13 protein-coding genes are annotated in these 15,151 nt (G+C 65.9%); 6 read left to right on the top strand and 7 right to left on the bottom strand.

What is annotated here, in order from left to right; all coding sequences use genetic code 11:
• Positions 1-7 precede the first annotated feature (7 nt).
• Complete coding sequence (gene hydA, locus CUJ89_RS36595; protein WP_114182286.1) at positions 8-1,465, top strand: dihydropyrimidinase; 1,458 nt, start codon at positions 8-10, stop codon at positions 1,463-1,465.
• Positions 1,466-1,705: 240 nt separating this feature from the next.
• Here the strand turns inward: hydA and CUJ89_RS36590 are convergent, their stop codons facing one another.
• From CUJ89_RS36590 to CUJ89_RS36570, 5 genes are all read right to left on the bottom strand, one after another.
• The gene (locus tag CUJ89_RS36590; protein WP_114182285.1) at positions 1,706-2,809 is read right to left on the bottom strand and encodes a YncE family protein; all 1,104 of its coding nucleotides are present in this window, start codon (positions 2,807-2,809) and stop codon (positions 1,706-1,708) included.
• A 97-nt stretch (positions 2,810-2,906) separates the two neighbouring features.
• The gene (locus CUJ89_RS36585; RefSeq protein WP_114182284.1) at positions 2,907-3,452 is read right to left on the bottom strand and encodes a hypothetical protein; all 546 of its coding nucleotides are present in this window, start codon (positions 3,450-3,452) and stop codon (positions 2,907-2,909) included.
• Between the two features lie 424 nt (positions 3,453-3,876).
• Positions 3,877-4,977: a PstS family phosphate ABC transporter substrate-binding protein gene (locus CUJ89_RS36580; protein WP_114182499.1), complete on the bottom strand. Its 1,101-nt coding sequence runs from the start codon at positions 4,975-4,977 to the stop codon at positions 3,877-3,879.
• Positions 4,978-5,138: 161 nt separating this feature from the next.
• Positions 5,139-5,603: a hypothetical protein gene (locus tag CUJ89_RS36575; RefSeq protein ID WP_114182283.1), complete on the bottom strand. Its 465-nt coding sequence runs from the start codon at positions 5,601-5,603 to the stop codon at positions 5,139-5,141.
• 85 nt (positions 5,604-5,688) lie between these two features.
• On the bottom strand, positions 5,689-6,846 hold the full coding sequence (locus tag CUJ89_RS36570; RefSeq protein ID WP_114182282.1) for a PstS family phosphate ABC transporter substrate-binding protein: 1,158 nt from the start codon (positions 6,844-6,846) through the stop codon (positions 5,689-5,691).
• Positions 6,847-7,398: 552 nt separating this feature from the next.
• Between CUJ89_RS36570 and CUJ89_RS36565 the strand changes: the two genes are divergently transcribed.
• The 5 genes from CUJ89_RS36565 (at position 7,399) to CUJ89_RS36545 (ending at position 12,827) form a co-directional block, all read left to right on the top strand.
• Positions 7,399-8,829, top strand: a complete 1,431-nt coding sequence (locus CUJ89_RS36565; protein WP_114182281.1) for a substrate-binding domain-containing protein — start codon at positions 7,399-7,401, stop codon at positions 8,827-8,829.
• A gap of 205 nt (positions 8,830-9,034) precedes the next feature.
• A complete protein-coding gene (locus tag CUJ89_RS36560) occupies positions 9,035-10,042 on the top strand; it encodes an ABC transporter substrate-binding protein (protein WP_114182280.1) in 1,008 nt (335 codons plus the stop codon).
• Positions 10,043-10,123: 81 nt separating this feature from the next.
• On the top strand, positions 10,124-10,945 hold the full coding sequence (locus CUJ89_RS36555; RefSeq protein WP_114182279.1) for an ABC transporter ATP-binding protein: 822 nt from the start codon (positions 10,124-10,126) through the stop codon (positions 10,943-10,945).
• Positions 10,946-10,971: 26 nt separating this feature from the next.
• Positions 10,972-11,841: an ABC transporter permease gene (locus CUJ89_RS36550; protein ID WP_114182278.1), complete on the top strand. Its 870-nt coding sequence runs from the start codon at positions 10,972-10,974 to the stop codon at positions 11,839-11,841.
• Positions 11,842-12,026: 185 nt separating this feature from the next.
• Positions 12,027-12,827 carry a hypothetical protein gene (locus CUJ89_RS36545; RefSeq protein ID WP_114182277.1) on the top strand — a complete coding sequence of 267 codons (801 nt, stop codon included), beginning with the start codon at positions 12,027-12,029 and terminating at the stop codon, positions 12,825-12,827.
• Positions 12,828-12,845: 18 nt separating this feature from the next.
• Here CUJ89_RS36545 and CUJ89_RS36540 read toward each other — a convergent pair whose 3' ends face one another.
• Positions 12,846-14,264, bottom strand: a complete 1,419-nt coding sequence (locus CUJ89_RS36540) for an ATP-binding protein (RefSeq protein WP_114182276.1) — start codon at positions 14,262-14,264, stop codon at positions 12,846-12,848.
• On the bottom strand, positions 14,261-14,926 hold the full coding sequence (locus tag CUJ89_RS36535) for a response regulator transcription factor (RefSeq protein WP_114182275.1): 666 nt from the start codon (positions 14,924-14,926) through the stop codon (positions 14,261-14,263). The genes CUJ89_RS36540 and CUJ89_RS36535 overlap by 4 nt, the downstream gene beginning before the upstream one ends.
• Positions 14,927-15,151: the final 225 nt, after the last annotated feature.

Below are 15,151 nucleotides of genomic sequence, written 5' to 3'. Positions count from 1 at the left end.
CAACCCAATGGCAATCCTGATTCGCGGCGGCACCGTGGTCGATGCGGACCGCTCCTATCGCGCGGACGTCCTGTGCGCAGACCCGCAGGACGGCGGCACGATCCTGCAGATCGCCGAGAAGATCGATGCGCCGGCCGGCGCGAGCGTCGTCGACGCGCACGACCAGTACGTGATGCCGGGCGGCATCGATCCGCACACACACATGGAACTGCCGTTCATGGGCACGACGGCGAGCGACGATTTCTACTCGGGCACGGCCGCCGGGCTGTCGGGCGGCACGACGAGCATCATCGACTTCGTGATCCCGAGCCCGAAGCAGCCGCTGATGGACGCATTCCGAGAATGGCGCGGCTGGGCCGAGAAGTCGGCGGCCGATTACGGTTTTCACGTGGCCGTCACGTGGTGGGATGAATCGGTGCATCGCGACATGGGCACGCTCGTGCGCGAGCACGGCGTGTCGAGCTTCAAGCACTTCATGGCGTACAAGAATGCAATCATGGCCGACGACGAGATTCTCGTGAACAGCTTCTCGCGTTCGCTCGAACTCGGCGCGTTGCCGACCGTGCATGCGGAAAACGGCGAACTCGTGTTCCGGCTGCAGCAGGCGCTGCTCGCGCGCGGGATGACGGGGCCGGAGGCGCATCCGCTGTCGCGGCCGCCGGAGGTCGAAGGCGAGGCCGCGAACCGCGCGATTCGCATCGCGCAGGTGCTCGGCGTGCCCGTGTATATCGTGCACGTGTCGTCGAAGGACGCGGTCGATGCGATCACGCGCGCGCGCAGCGAAGGGCTGCGCGTCTTCGGTGAAGTGCTGCCGGGCCACCTGGTGATCGACGAGGCCGTCTATCGCGACCCGGACTGGACGCGCGCGGCCGCGCACGTGATGAGCCCGCCGTTCCGCTCGGCCGAGCATCGCGAGGCGCTGTGGCGCGGGCTGCAGTCGGGGCAGCTGCAGACGACGGCGACCGACCACTGCGTGTTCTGCGCGTCGCAGAAGGCGATGGGCCGCGACGATTTCACGAAGATTCCGAATGGCTGCGGCGGTGTCGAGGATCGCATGTCGGTGCTGTGGCATCACGGTGTGAATCACGGCCGCATCACGCCAAACGAGTTCGTGCGGATCACGTCGACGAACGCCGCGCAGATCTTCAACCTGTATCCGCGCAAGGGCGCCGTGCAGGTGGGCGCCGATGCCGACCTCGTCGTGTGGGATCCGGCCGCGACGAAGACGATCTCGGTGAAGACCCATCACCAGCAGGTCGACTTCAACGTGTTCGAAGGGATGACGGTGCAGGGCGTCGCGACGCACACGCTCACGCGCGGCGCGCTCGCGTGGGCCGACGACGAGCTGCGCGCGGTGCGTGGCGCGGGGCGGTATCTGAAGCGGCCGCCGAATTCAGCCTACTACGAGGCCGTGCGCGTCGCGAACCGGCTCAAGGAGCCGCATCCTGTCGAGCGCAAAGGGTGAGCGCCTGTCCGGGCGATTCGACGCGACCTGATTGAACGCCGGGGGCGGCTTCTTCAACCGTGCGTTCTTCGCCTGCTGTTGCCCGAGTTCGCGGACCTGATCGGATCGCAGGTCCGCGGGCGTATTCCGGGCTCGCAGAAGAGGATCACGGGCAGCCGCATCCCCTTCGTTTCTTGCGTGCTCGTCGCGCCTGTCGATGGCCGATTCACAACGCGCCGTGGCGCGCGATGCCGCAGCCCGTTACCTGCTGGCCAACGCCTTCGCGCCTGTCATCGGCAGGACGTCGAAGCGCATCAGCCGGCCGCCGGTTCCGGCATCGCCAGGCGAGACCGCGACATAAAGACATTTGCGGGCAGGCACCAGAATGGCCGTCTTGGCGCCCTTGGCCGTCGGCACGCGCGCCATTTCTTCGTAATGGTCGCGATCCTTCTGCTGGATCACGCCCAGATAGTCGTCGCCAGCCATGTAAATGCGCTGGTTCTCCTCATCGAAGATCACTTCGTTGGTGCGCTGCGGCGCGTCGAACGACGCGATCGTGTTGCCGTTTGCGGCATCGAGCACCAGCAGCTTGAACGGCTTGCGCGTGCCGACGAACAGACGCTGATTCCGCTCGTCGAACGCCATCGGCGCATTCAGCGCTGCGCCATGGATCGGCCAGCTCGCAATGACGCTGCGTGTTGCCTTGTCGACGACGGCGAGCGTGCTCTTGCCCGTCACGTTGACGAAGAGGCGACGGCCATGCTGTTCGGCCGCCATCGACTCGGTAAAGTCGGTATCGAATTTCACGTCGCCGATATGGCTGCCGGTGCGCGGATCGACTTCCGAAACGATCGTTTGCGTCATTTTCGGTACGGCATTCTTGCCGCCCGTGACGATGTACATATGTCGGCGTGACGGATCGTAGCGCATCGAGTCCGCGCCGACGGTGAGCGGAATCGAGCCGATGATGCGATAGCTCGCGCCGTCGACGATGCGCGTCATGCCGGCGCCGCTGTCAGTGACGATCAGACGGTTCACGTCGGGCAAATACAGAATCGAGTGTGGCTGGTCGAAGCCCTTGATCGTGCGCAGATGCTTGCCGCTGCCGAGATCGAATACTTCGAGCGTGGCCCCGTCTTCACCGGCGAGGAACAGTCGACCGCCGGCGATGTCTGCGGCGAAGTGGTCGAAATCGCCTTTGTAGTCCGGCAATGCCGTGCTGCCGATCAACCGCAACGGCGCGGCTGCGGAGCCAGCGGAATCGGCCACGGGCGTCGCCGCGCGGGCGGCGTGCGGCAGCGTCGCGCACAGGGCCGCGATCGCGAACGTCGTCAGCGTGACGGCCGCGGAAATTCGCAAACGCATGTTCAGACTCCTGGATGTGGATGGCTCGATGAAGAAGGGGCTTCCCCGGGCGCCCGGGGAAGACGCGTTGCAAGAACGCGGCGGCCCGTACGGACGGTTACTTCGCCGGCTCGAACAACGCCGCGTAGCTCGGAATCTGCTTCTGCAGCGCGTCACGCAGGCGCGTCGACGCGAGGAAGAAGGCAGTCTCGCCCTTTGCGTTGCCGCCGTCGTTCTTGTAAGCGAGCACGATTTCGCCGACGTTCTGGCCGCTCGCGTCGCGAAGCGGCAGCATCATCACGAACTTCTTGACGGTATCGTTGGGGCGATGCCAGCGCGGATCAACGATCGTGATGCCTTTCTTCGAGATGTCGATGTCGTCCGGATCGTCGGCGTTGCCGATGCGGTCGAGGTACGATCCGGCGAACATCGTGTAGGCATCCTGCATACCTGGCGGAATGCCGTGCAAGGTCACGCTGAGCAACTCCGGATGCTGCTTCATGATCTGCTCGGACAGTTTCTGTGCATAAATCTTCGTGCTCGGCGGGGTCCAGTTCCTGGCGTGCGGCTCGGGCGCGGCAGTGGCGGCGTCGGCCGCATGCAGCGCGGTAGCCGACAGGATGCCGAGCGTCGCGACGAGCAGGGTCTTGGTCAGGGTCTTCATGTCTCTCCTCTCTTTGCCCGATGGGCGTCATGGAAGCAGGTGCGAGTCGAGTGTAGGCTCGGCACCTTGAATGAGCGTTAACACGATCTGAAAGCAAATTCAGCCTGGAATGAGGCCGGCGCAACGACTGCTGCCGGCACGGCAACCGGTGTCGGCTGCGTGTCTGAGCGAATGCCGGCACAGGCGGAGTAAAGCGCCATCAGCAACGACAGCACGCCGGCCGCGCACAGACCGAGGCCGACCCAGTCGGGGTGACCGGTTGTCCCGGATCGCTTCATCGGCATCTCGCCGACGAAGGATGAAAACGAAATGCCGTGCGTATCGAGGCCGGCGGAATGCCGTGAATCGGCGCCGCCTGCATGTCGCCGATGGGGATCGGCCGCGCGAGCGGAATGCCGAAGCCGTGTGCCCGCGCGTCGCATGGTCAATCCGCCTGATCGAGCTTGGCCAGCTCTTCCTTGACGACGGCCGGGGTCAACGGGATATAGACGCCTTCCTTCGCGACCACGTCCTGTCCTTGGCGGCTCAACACCAGTTTCAGGAACTCCTTGATCTTCGGCTGCAGCGGCTCGCCCGGTTTCTTGTTGACGAAGATGTACACGTAGCGCGAGAGCGGATACTTGTGCGTGTACACGTTCTGCAGTGTCGGCGCGAGGTACGGCCCGCCTTCGCTGGCCGCCAGCGGCACGACCTTCACGTTGGGTGTGACGTTGGCAAGCAGTGCGTACGTGAGGCCGCCCGGGTGCGTCGCCATGTCCTCGGCGGCCACCGTGAACGCATGCGTGAAGCCCTTGCCCTTCACGAACTGGATGTTGTCCTTGTATTCGCCGCCTTCCAGCAGGTTCAGCTTGAGAAAGTATTCGATGCCGTTGACCGGTTTCAGGCCGTACAGATGGATCGGCCGGTCGGCCCATTCGCCGCCGAGCCCGAGGTCGCCCCACGTGCTGATGTCGGCGTGCCCGCGATTGCGCGTTTTCGAGTAGATCGCGTCGAGCTGGGCCATCGTCAGCCCCTTGATCGGGTTGTCCTTGTCGACCAGCACGACCGACGTCGCCGTCTTGCCGAGCGAGCCGACACTGCCGGTCGCGACGCGAATCGCGAGCGGCTTGTAGCCGAACTTGTCGACGAAGGCTTTTTCCTCAGCCGGCAGCAGTTCGCGCCCGACCGGCGCCAGATCCCCGGTGCCGTTGGTCAGCGCCGGCCCGCCGGCACCCGATGCCTTCGCCTCCATCGTCACGCTCAGCCGCGGATAGGCCTTGCGGTAGAGCTTGATCCATCCGAGCGTGATTTCATCCATCACGTCGGCGCCGACGAGACGCAGGTCTTCTTCCGGTACCGACCCGACTTCGCCCGGATGCCAGCTCGGTATCGACGGATCCACCTTGAGGTGATGCTCGACGGCCGCGTACTTCAGTGCGAACGCCGGCGGCGCCGTCAGCGCGCCCAGTGCCGCCATGCCGATCATTGCCGCGGCCGATGCCGCCGCAGACCTGCGCAACCCGCCAATCTTCCGTGTCCGTTTCATGTGTGTCTCCTGTTTGAACATGTACTCGTGGGTTCGCCCTCGGTGGGGCGATTCGTCGCGTGCTGCGTATCGGGGTGCGTCGGCCTTGCCACGATGTTGGGCCATGAAGCTGAACCCGACCTGAAGGTTTCCTTAACGAATTTTCAGGCGGGCGATGCGAATCAGCGCGTCGGTTGAAACAGCGCCGCCAGCGATGGCGTGCGTCCGGCCAGCTCGTCGCGTACCTGCTCGGCCTGGCGCACGATCACGTTGCGATCAGTGCCCGGCGCGTAGCGGAACGTCGAGCCGATGACGCCGATCGTCTTGCCACGGGCGTCGTGCATCGGCAACTCGACCGACAGATCCCCGGTTTTCGTCACCTCGACGCGGGGCCGGCCGCTGTCGAGCACGGCCAGATCGTCGGCGTCGGCCCGCTTGCCGATACGGCCGATGTTCGACGCGATGATGACGTTGTCGCGTTCCGTCGGCGGGGTGACGTGCAGCGCGAGGATCGTCAGTTCGGGATGCGCGGCCAGCGTGATGTCGACGAGTTGTTGCGCGTAGGGTGCGGCGAGCGTGGCGGCGAATGCCGCCGCGGCCGACGCGAGCGCAAGCGCCGCCCCGGCGGCCCGGATGGGTCGGTACATGTGGAGTGCTCCTGGAGTCGGCGCCGCCCGGGGAATCGCGAGGGACGGGCAGGCGGCGCCGGTTGTGCGAGAGGGCGGCGGGCGGTCAGTTGGCCAGCAGCGCGCGCGAGCTGTCCGCTTGCCGCGCGCGCAGCGGCACGTACATCGCGTGATCGATGACCGCTTGCTGGCCCTGCTTGCTCAGCACGTAGCGAAGGAACTCGGCGATGGCCGGATCGAGCGGCTTGCCGGGTGCCTTGTTGGTGTCGAAGTAGATCAGCCGGCTCAGCGGATAGGTCGCCAGCGCAACGTTCTCGTACGTCGGCGCGACGTACGGACCGTTGTCCGATTCGGCAAGCGGCAGCATCTTCACGGGCGCATCGATATAGGCGATACCCGAGAATCCGATGCCGTAGCGATCGTCGGCGACGTCTTTCGCGAGCGGGAACACGAGCTTGTCGTAATGGATGTCGTCGCGCCATTCGCCGCGTTGACCGTTGGCGCTCAGCACGCGTTGCCGGATGAACTCCTCGAACCCGTTCCACGGCTTGATCGCGTACACGTGCACCGGCTTGTCCGCCCATTCCCCGGTGAGACCGAGATCTCCCCACGTCTTGACGGGCTTGCCGCCGCGCAGGTGCGTGCGCGAGTAGAGTGCGTCGATCTGGTCGTAGCTCAGCTTTTCCAGTGGGTTGTCCTTGTTGACGAAGAAGCCGATCGCGTCCAGGAAGCCGAAATGCCGATACGAGCCGCCGGAAATCGGTACGCTGAGCGGGCCGTAGCCGAACTTGGCCTTGAAGTCGGTGACGTCGTCCGGCTTGAGCTCACGCGAGACGAACACGAAGTCGAGCTTTTCCTTGACCAGCTCCTTCGCGCCGAGGCTGCCTGCGTACGGCGGGGAAATGCGGATGTCGACGTTCGGGTAATACCGCTTGAAACCTTCGATCCAGCGGTTGACGAGCGACGGCAGCACGTCGGAAGCCGCGCCCCTGAACGTGCCGGCGAGCTTGAGGCCGGTGCGGGGCCGATAGTCGGGCAGCGCAGCGTCGAGTCGCGGCTGCAGGATTTCCGGCTCGGCCAGCGCGCGTCCGACCTTCATCCCTTCGTCGGCTTGCTCCTTGGTTTGCGGCGTCACCGTCTTGAGCGCGGGGACCACCCACTCGACCATCGGCATCGACGGGGCGTCGGCGCCCGCGGCGCCCGCTGCCCATGCCGAAGCGGCGGTCGCGGCAACGATCAGACGAGGGAAGCGGCGACGCGGCATGCGTCGGTTTGCCCCGTCACAGGGTTCGTTTCGGTTCACGAGATGTCTCCTCCTTTATTCAAAGCGCGCGTGATTCCGCTGCTGCGCCATTGTGAGGCAGTCGGCGCGAAAAGATGACGCGCCGTGACCGTGCCGGCCGGCGAGCGGCGCGGCGCCCTTGCCATGCTTCCAACGATAGGGTCGCCGGATGAACGCAGTCTGAAGGCAGCCTGAAAATCCGTTCATGGAACGTGCTGCCGAGCATGAACGAATTTTCAGCATCGGTTCAGGTTGGCTTCAGCGTGCGCCCGTACCGTTGGACCAGCTTCTCCGTGCGCGACGGCGGGGCCGCGTTCCCGACCGGAAGCCGGGCCGTTGCGCGCCATTCCCCCCATCCGGCAGGAGGCCACCGTGCCTGTTTTCGATTTTCGATTGCGGCGTGCAGCGTCGTCGATGCGGCGCCTGTCGCATCCGCCCCATTCTTCGCGCTCGCAGGGGGCATGCTCGCCATTGCCGCGCGCGCGCCGTGCGGGAGCCGGCCTCATCCTTGCCGCCTGCGCCTGCATCGCGCTCATGGCGCCATGCGGCGCCCGGGCGGCCGATGCCGTCGCAGGCCTGCCGGCCTACCGATCGCTCCCGAACCTGAGCGGCACGCTCAGCAGCGTCGGGGACGACGCGATGGGGCCGCTGCTCGACGCCTGGCTGGTCGCGTTCGAACGACGCCAGCCAGGCATCCGCCGCGGGCCGCACTGGCGGCACGTCGGCAGTGCGGCCGCATTCGGCGCGCTCATGTTCGGCGATGCCGATATTGCCCCGCTCGCGCGTGAGCCGTTGCCGACGGAGCTGCAACCGTACGCGCACCAGTTCGCCGGCGACATGATGAAGTCGCCGTTGCTCGTGCGAGTCGCGAATCTCGACGGGCACGCGGCCTATCTCGCCGTGAACCGGCGACCCGGCGCGCCGCTGCCGCCCAAGGTCAAGGCCTTCCTGACGTTTGCGCTGAGCGACGACGGCCAGGCGATCGTCGCCGCGCAGCAGCGCTTTACGCCGCTCGCCGCCGCGGACGCCGTGCAGCAACGCGCGACGCTCGATGGCTTCCTGCCTCCGCTCGATGCACAGCTTGCCGTTTATCGTCCCGTGGCGGGCCTGCACGGCGCGATCGACAGCGTCGGCAGCGACGGGATGAAATCGCTGATGGACACGTGGATCGACGGCTTCACGCACGCGCAGGCCGGCGCGCGCAAGGGCGACCGGTGGGAGCATCTCGGCACGTTGAACGGGTTTCATGCGCTGCTTGCCGGCGACACCGCCATGGCGCCGATGGGCCGCGAGCTGTGGCCGGACGAGCGGGCGGCCTACGCGCAGATCCGTCACGAAGCGTCGCCGCTCGAGATCCGCGTCGCGCGCGGCGGTTTCAACACGCCGCAGCGAACCACCGCGCAGGCGATCTTCGTGCATCCAGACAATCCGCTCAACGGCATCACGCTGCCGCAGCTCGCGTCGATCCTCCGGCAAAACCCGGGCGTCACGCGGTGGGGCCAGCTCGGCCTGACCGGCGAGTGGGCCGACCGTCCTGTCAGGATCTACATGCCGCCGCACGTCGCGCCGAACGCGATGTCGATGCAGATCATGGTGCTGGGGGGCGGCGCGTGGAATCCCGCCGTGCACGAGGGATCGATCGACGACACCGCGCGCGCGATTGCCCGCGATCCCGGCGCGATCGGCTTCGGCGGACTCGAGGAGGGCGGCCCCGGGTTGAAGACACTGACCGTGGCGCGACGGGCCGGCGAGCCGTTCTATACGCTCGACGCCGAGAATGCGGCGAGCGGTAGATACCCGCTCACACGCTACATGTACATCCGCCTGAACCGTCCGCTGACGGCGCCCGTGAAGGCGTTCCTGCGCTACATCCTGAGCCGCGACGGCCAGGAGCCGGTGCGTTATTCGGCGTACTTTCCGCTGAGCGCGGCGGAAGCGCGCGAGGAGCTGGCAAAGCTCCGATAGCGTCGAGCGGCCGCGTTCCGGCGCGTGCCGCGTGCGCTGCCGGACCTCCCTGAACAGACATTCATTTTGCGTTCAGCCTGATTTTAAGGTCGCCGCTTATAACTGAAACCGTTCCGTGAACCCGGGCGTCCCGATCAGGAACACGGTGCGAGCGCCACGCGGTTCGCGGCACGCCACACATATCGCAACAGGAGGAGAACATCCCATGAAACACACTGCCCTTTGCATCGCCCTTGGAGCGCTGGCGTTCGGCACCCTGGTTCCGGCCGCGCATGCCGGCGAAAAGATCACGCTCATGGTCGGCGGCATGGAAAAGCAGATCTACCTGCCGGCCAAGCTCGCCGAGCGGCTTGGTTATTACAAGGAGCAGGGCCTCGACGTCGAGCTCATCAACGAGGCGGCGGGCGTCGATGCCGAGAACGAGCTGGTCGCCGGCACGGTGCAAGGGGTCGTCGGCTTCTACGACCACACGATCGACCTGCAGGCGAAAGGCAAGTACATCGAGTCCGTCGTGCAGTTCAGCCACACGCCCGGCGAAGTCGAGCTGATCTCGTCGAAGCTGGCCGACAAGGTCAAGTCGCCCGCGGACTTCCGCGGCCTGACGCTGGGCGTCACCGGGCTCGGCTCGTCGACCAACTTTCTCACCCAGTACCTCGGCGTGTCGCACGGCGTGAAGACGTCGGAGATGACGTCGCTGCCCGTCGGTGCCGGCAACACGTTCATCGCCGCGATCACGCAGGGCAAGATCGACGGCGGCATGACGACCGAACCGACGGTCTCGCGTCTCGTCAACACCGGCGTCGCGAAGGTCCTGGTCGACCTGCGCTCGCCCGAGAGCACGCAGAAGTGGCTCGGCGGCATGTATCCGGCCGCGAGCCTGTACATGCAGAACGACTGGGTGCAGTCGCACAAGTCGACGGTGCAGAAGCTCGCGAACGCGTTCGTCAAGACGCTGCGCTACATCAACACGCATAGCGCGGAGGAGATCACCGCGCAGATGCCCGCCGATTACTACGCGGGGGATCGCACGATGTACGTGAAGGCGCTCGCCAACGGCAAGGTCTCGTTCATTCCCGACGGCCGCATGCCGGAATCGGGCCCGCCGACCGTGCTCAAGGTGCTCGGGTCGTTCGACAGGGCCGTGATGGGCCACAAGATCGACCTGTCGAAGACGTACACCACCGAATTCGTCAGCGCGGTGCAGATCAAGTAGTCGCGCCTGCCGCGATGGCCCGGCAGCGGGCCGTCGCGGGCGCATTGTTGATTTCAACCTGGTCCCATAGGTGGCAACCCAATGACAGCTCCCCTGGCAATCGCGCAGCATCCCGCCGTCGCATCGAATGACGTTCCGGCGATCGAGCTCGACCGCGTCAGCCGCCGTTTCGTCAGTCCGGAAGGCAAGGCGATCATGGCGCTGCAGAATTTCACCATGAGCGTCGCCAAGGGCGAGTTCTGTGCCGTCGTCGGCCCGACGGGCTGCGGCAAATCCACCACGCTCAGCCTGATCACGGGCCTTGCGACGCCGAGCGCCGGCACGGTCAGGATCTGCGGCAACCCGGTCACCGGCATCGACCGCCGCATCGGTTTCGTGTTCCAGTCCGACGCGGTGTTCCCTTGGAAGAACGTGCTCGACAACGTCGCGGCCGGCCCGCTGTACCGCGGCGAGAACAAGGCGCAAGCCTACGAGCGCGCGATGGAATGGATTCGCCGCGTCGGTCTGGCGCGCTTCGAGGGCCACTATCCGCACCAGCTCTCCGGCGGCATGCGCAAGCGCGTGGCGCTGGCCCAGACCTTCATCAACGAACCCGAGATCCTGCTGATGGACGAGCCGTTCTCGGCGCTCGACGTGCAGACGCGCACGCTGATGCAGGACGAACTGCTGCATCTGTGGAGCGGGAACGGCGCGTCGGTGGTGTTCGTCACGCATGACATCGAGGAGGCCATCGCGCTTGCGGACAAGGTGTTCGTGCTGACTTCGGGTCCCGCGACCGTCAAGACGTCATACGAAATCGACCTGCCGCGCCCGCGCGACGTGGCGGAATCGCGCTATTCCCCGCGCTTTATCGAACTGTCGCGCCAGATCTGGAACGATTTGCGCGACGAGGTCCACATCTGAGCGCCCCGGGCGCATTGAGGAAAAGCATGAATACCCCGATGGCAGGAGCCGCCGCGAACGAGGTCGAGTTGCGGCAGGTGGAAGCGCGGGCCCACGCAACCATGCGCCGGCGACGGACGCTCGTGCATGTATTGCGGCTCGCGGTGCTGGTCGTGACACTGGGCGGATGGGAGCTCGCCGGACGCGTGGGCTGGATCGATCCGTTTTTCTTCTCGACGCCGTCGCTGATCGTCGCGCAGATCTGGCAGTGGCTGACCGAAGGGACGTCGCAAGGCCCTCTGTGGGTGCAGGTGCTCGTGACGCTGGAGGAAACCGGGCTCGGTTTCCTGATCGGCGGCGTGGGCGGGGTACTGGCCGGGATCGCGTTGGGCCGCAACAAGCTGCTCGCGGATGTGTTCAGCATTTACATCAAGATCGCGAATTCGATCCCGCGCGTGGTGCTCGGATCCGTGTTCATCATCGCGCTGGGTCTCGGCATGGCGTCGAAGGTGGCATTGGCGGTCGTGATGGTGTTCTTCGTGGTGTTCGCGAACGCATTCCAGGGGGTGCGCGAAGCGGATCGCAACCTGATCGCCAACGCGCATATCCTCGGCGCGTCGAAACGCGACGTGACACTGACGGTCGTGCTGCCGGCGGCGATGAGCTGGATTCTTGCAAGCCTGCACGTGAGCTTCGGATTCGCGCTCGTCGGTGCCGTGGTCGGTGAGTTTCTCGGCTCGAAGCAAGGCATCGGGCTGTTGATCTCGACCGCGCAAGGCGCGTTCAACGCGGCCGGCGTGTTCGCGGCGATGATCGTGCTCGCCGTCGTCGCCCTGGGGGCGGAATTCGTGCTCACGCAGCTCGAGAACACGCTCCTGAAATGGCGCCCGCCGCAGTTCTCCGACGCGGGCCACTGACCCCCGCGCGCCGCGCCGGTTCGCGCATCTGACGCACCGGCGCGGCAGCCGCGGTTCGCGTGGCTTCCCGCGCGGCCGCGCATCTTCCCGCCCCGTTCGTCGTTCATCGCACCTATCCCGTTTGTGACTCGCGTCGGGCGCTCGCACGCAGCGCCGGCCGACACTCGACCAGGAGAATCCGATTCATGTCATTCACCCGTCATCCGGCGGCGGCCGGGCGCTGCGCGCGGCGTCATGCCCGATTCGTCAACGCGGTGCTCACCGTCGGCGCCTGCCTGGCTTGCCATGGCGCGCTTGCCGGCCCGCCGTTCGTGACTGACGATCCGGAGCCCGTCGAACGAGGACATGTCGAAATCGATGCCGCCGCGTCGGGCACGCTGCGTGCCGGCAGTCACCGCGGCATGCTGCCGGGCCTCGAGATCAACTACGGACTATTGAATAACCTGCAGGTCAGCGCGACGGTCGGCATGGCATTCCTGCACGAAACCGGGGATCGCACCCATTACGGCTTCGGCGACACCGAACTCGGTGCGAAGTACCGCTTCGTCACCGAGGACGACGCCGGCTGGCGGCCGCAGGTTGCGTTCGCACCCGGCGTTACGCTGCCGACCGGCAACGACCGCCTTGGCCTCGGCGACGGGCACGCTCGCGTGCTGCTGCCGCTGTGGATGCAGAAGACGATCGGCGACTGGACGACGTTCGGCGGCGGCGGATACGTCGTCAACCGTCACGCGGGGCAGAACGGCTACTGGACGGCCGGCTGGGCCGTCTTGCGCAAGTTCGGCGAAAAGCTCGAGCTAGGCGGCGAAGTCTTCTACACCGGGGCGGCGAGCCGGGACGATCCGTCCGCGACCGGTTTCAACCTCGGCGGCATCTACGGGCTGACGGAGCACGACCGGATCCTGTTTTCCGTCGGGCGGGGGCTGACGAACGTGAGCGACACCAACCGTTTTTCCTATTACGTGGGCTATCAGCGCGACCTGTGACGGGCGCGCCCGGTGCGCTCACGCGGCATCGGTCGAATGGAACGGGGCGTTGAGCGGCGCATCGCCGGCGCCGTCGGCCGGCGTGGTGGCGGGAATCTCGAACACCATCGACAACCCGCGGCCGCCCGACCCGGCCTCGGCGAAGATGCGGCCGCCGTGCAGTTCCACGAGACTGCGGCAGATGGCGAGCCCCAGGCCGCTGCCCTTGTCCTCGCTGCCCGGACGATGGAAGCGCACGAACCGTTCGAAGATGCGTTCGCGCTGCTCCGGCGCCACGCCGGGGCCTTCGTCCTCCAGGCGGACTTGCCAGCACTGGTTCATCAGGGTGGAGCGCAACGTGACGCGGCTTCCCGGCGGCGACGCGGCGAGCGCGTTGCTGAGCAGGTTCAGGAGCACCTGCCGGATCCACTTCGGCTCGATCGCGACCCGCCCGCCGCCGTGATGGGTCAGGAAGAAGCGCTGCTCCCGGTGTTCGGCGAGCACGTGTGCGTCTTCCGCAAAGCTGTGCAGGAACGGTTCCGGGTCCTGCGGCCGCAGATCGAGCGTAATCGCGCGCGCGTCGGCGCGCGACAGGAACAGCAGGTCCTCGATGATGCGGTTGAGCTGGGCCACTTCCCTGATCTGGATCTGCACCGCGTGTTCCTGCGCCGACGTCAACTGACCGTCGACCACCAGCTTCTCGGCCTGCAGACGCACCAGCGTCAGCGGGGTCTTGAGCTCGTGGGAGGCCTCCGCGGTAAACCGCCGGATCTGGTCGAACGACGCTTCGAGGCGATCGAACATCTGGTTGAGCAGGCGTGCGAGGTCCGATATTTCGTCGCGCGCGCCGGATACCGGAATGCGCTCGCTCAGGTTGTCCGAGCGGATGCGGTCGGCCGTATCCTGGATCAGCCGCAGCGGCCGCAGCGCCATGCGGCTGAAACCGTAGCCGATCACGCTGCTGATCGCGATCATGACGAGCAGCAGCCCGTAGAACGTATGCTCGTACGCGCTCATCACCACGCGCACGTGCTCCTTTGTCGTCGCCACCACTACCGTATACGGCCCGAGCGCGAACTTGCCCGCGCGCAGTTCGCCGAGCCCTTCGACATTCGCATTGAACGCCTGCCGCTGAGGCGACGGCGCGATATCGCGGCCGCGAAGATCCGGCGAGCGAAACACGACCGTGCTGCCTGGCCCGTAGATCTCGGTAAAGAACAGCTCCAGGTTGTCGGACATCATCGCCTGTACGCGCTGGCGCAACTCCGCCTCCGACGGCTTCGCGCCGAGCGGGGCGCCTGCGGCGCGGATCTGTTCGAACTCCGATTGATTGAGCAGATCCAGCGCGTGGATCGCGTGATGTTCGATGAAATACCGTCCGGCCAGGAACAGCGACGCGAACGTGACCGTCGACGCGAGAACGTAGCAAATCGCGAGGCGTGCGCCGATGGATTTCATAGAAGTTGATAGCCGACGCCGCGCACCGTCTTGAACAGCGGCTTGCCTAGCGGCGCTTCGAATTTGCCGCGCAGCCGGCTCATGTAGACGTCGAGCAGGTTGGTGTCGACGTCGTAATGGGACTCCCAGATCTTCTCCGCGATGAGGGTTCGCGTCAGGATGCGACCGGGATTCTGCAGGAAGATTTCCAGCAGCGCGAATTCGCGGCTCGTCAGGTCGATCGGCTTGCCGTTCAGATGGACCGTGCGGCTCAGCAGGTCGAGCTTGATGCCCTGGTGCTGCAGGACGGTTTCCTTGACCGAGGACTGGCGGCGGAGCAGCGAGCGCATGCGCGCGAGCAGTTCTTCCAGGCTGAAGGGTTTGGGCAGGTAGTCGTCGGCACCCACGTCGAGCCCCTTGACGCGATCCTCGACGGCGTCGCGCGCACTCAGGATCAGCACCGGCTCGTTGAAGCCGGCGCTGCGCCATTCACGCAGCAGGTCGAGCCCGTCGCCGTCGGGCAAGCCGAGGTCGAGCACGATGACGTCGTAGCTCGACTCGCACAGCGCTTCGCGCGCCTGGGCGCAACTCTCGACCCACGTCACCGTGTACGTGCGTTCGCTCAGCGCCTGCTTGAGAAACAGGCCGAGCTTGCGCTGGTCTTCAACGATAAGGATCTTCATGATGGAACTGCCTGTCCGGGGGTAGTTTCAGGCTAGCGCAGGCGGATGGCCGTGACAAGCCAGGCGTGGCCTTGGCGGGGGTTTTCCTGATCTTCCTGAACGAAAATTCAGGAAGCGTTCATGTCCGGTTCAGGTTGGCGGCGCGCAAGCGCGTGTCGAGGAAATTCCGCATCGACGTGACGCACGCTCGCGTCGGGATTTACCCCGACATTTTCCTGAATTCAG

The organism is Burkholderia pyrrocinia, assembly GCF_003330765.1.
Lineage (GTDB): Bacteria > Pseudomonadota > Gammaproteobacteria > Burkholderiales > Burkholderiaceae > Burkholderia > Burkholderia pyrrocinia_B.
The sequence above is the reverse complement of the archived record's forward strand: the minus strand, read 5'-3'. Positions and strand labels throughout refer to the sequence as shown.

Coding starts and splice junctions, on each gene's coding strand:
- hydA (WP_114182286.1), top strand. CDS start 8: ATGGCAATCCTGATTCGCGGCGGCACCGTGGTCGATGCGGACCGCTCC.
- CUJ89_RS36590 (WP_114182285.1), bottom strand. CDS start 2,809: ATGCGTTTGCGAATTTCCGCGGCCGTCACGCTGACGACGTTCGCGATC.
- CUJ89_RS36585 (WP_114182284.1), bottom strand. CDS start 3,452: ATGAAGACCCTGACCAAGACCCTGCTCGTCGCGACGCTCGGCATCCTG.
- CUJ89_RS36580 (WP_114182499.1), bottom strand. CDS start 4,977: ATGAAACGGACACGGAAGATTGGCGGGTTGCGCAGGTCTGCGGCGGCA.
- CUJ89_RS36575 (WP_114182283.1), bottom strand. CDS start 5,603: ATGTACCGACCCATCCGGGCCGCCGGGGCGGCGCTTGCGCTCGCGTCG.
- CUJ89_RS36570 (WP_114182282.1), bottom strand. CDS start 6,846: ATGCCGCGTCGCCGCTTCCCTCGTCTGATCGTTGCCGCGACCGCCGCT.
- CUJ89_RS36565 (WP_114182281.1), top strand. CDS start 7,399: ATGGCGCCATGCGGCGCCCGGGCGGCCGATGCCGTCGCAGGCCTGCCG.
- CUJ89_RS36560 (WP_114182280.1), top strand. CDS start 9,035: ATGAAACACACTGCCCTTTGCATCGCCCTTGGAGCGCTGGCGTTCGGC.
- CUJ89_RS36555 (WP_114182279.1), top strand. CDS start 10,124: ATGACAGCTCCCCTGGCAATCGCGCAGCATCCCGCCGTCGCATCGAAT.
- CUJ89_RS36550 (WP_114182278.1), top strand. CDS start 10,972: ATGAATACCCCGATGGCAGGAGCCGCCGCGAACGAGGTCGAGTTGCGG.
- CUJ89_RS36545 (WP_114182277.1), top strand. CDS start 12,027: ATGTCATTCACCCGTCATCCGGCGGCGGCCGGGCGCTGCGCGCGGCGT.
- CUJ89_RS36540 (WP_114182276.1), bottom strand. CDS start 14,264: ATGAAATCCATCGGCGCACGCCTCGCGATTTGCTACGTTCTCGCGTCG.
- CUJ89_RS36535 (WP_114182275.1), bottom strand. CDS start 14,926: ATGAAGATCCTTATCGTTGAAGACCAGCGCAAGCTCGGCCTGTTTCTC.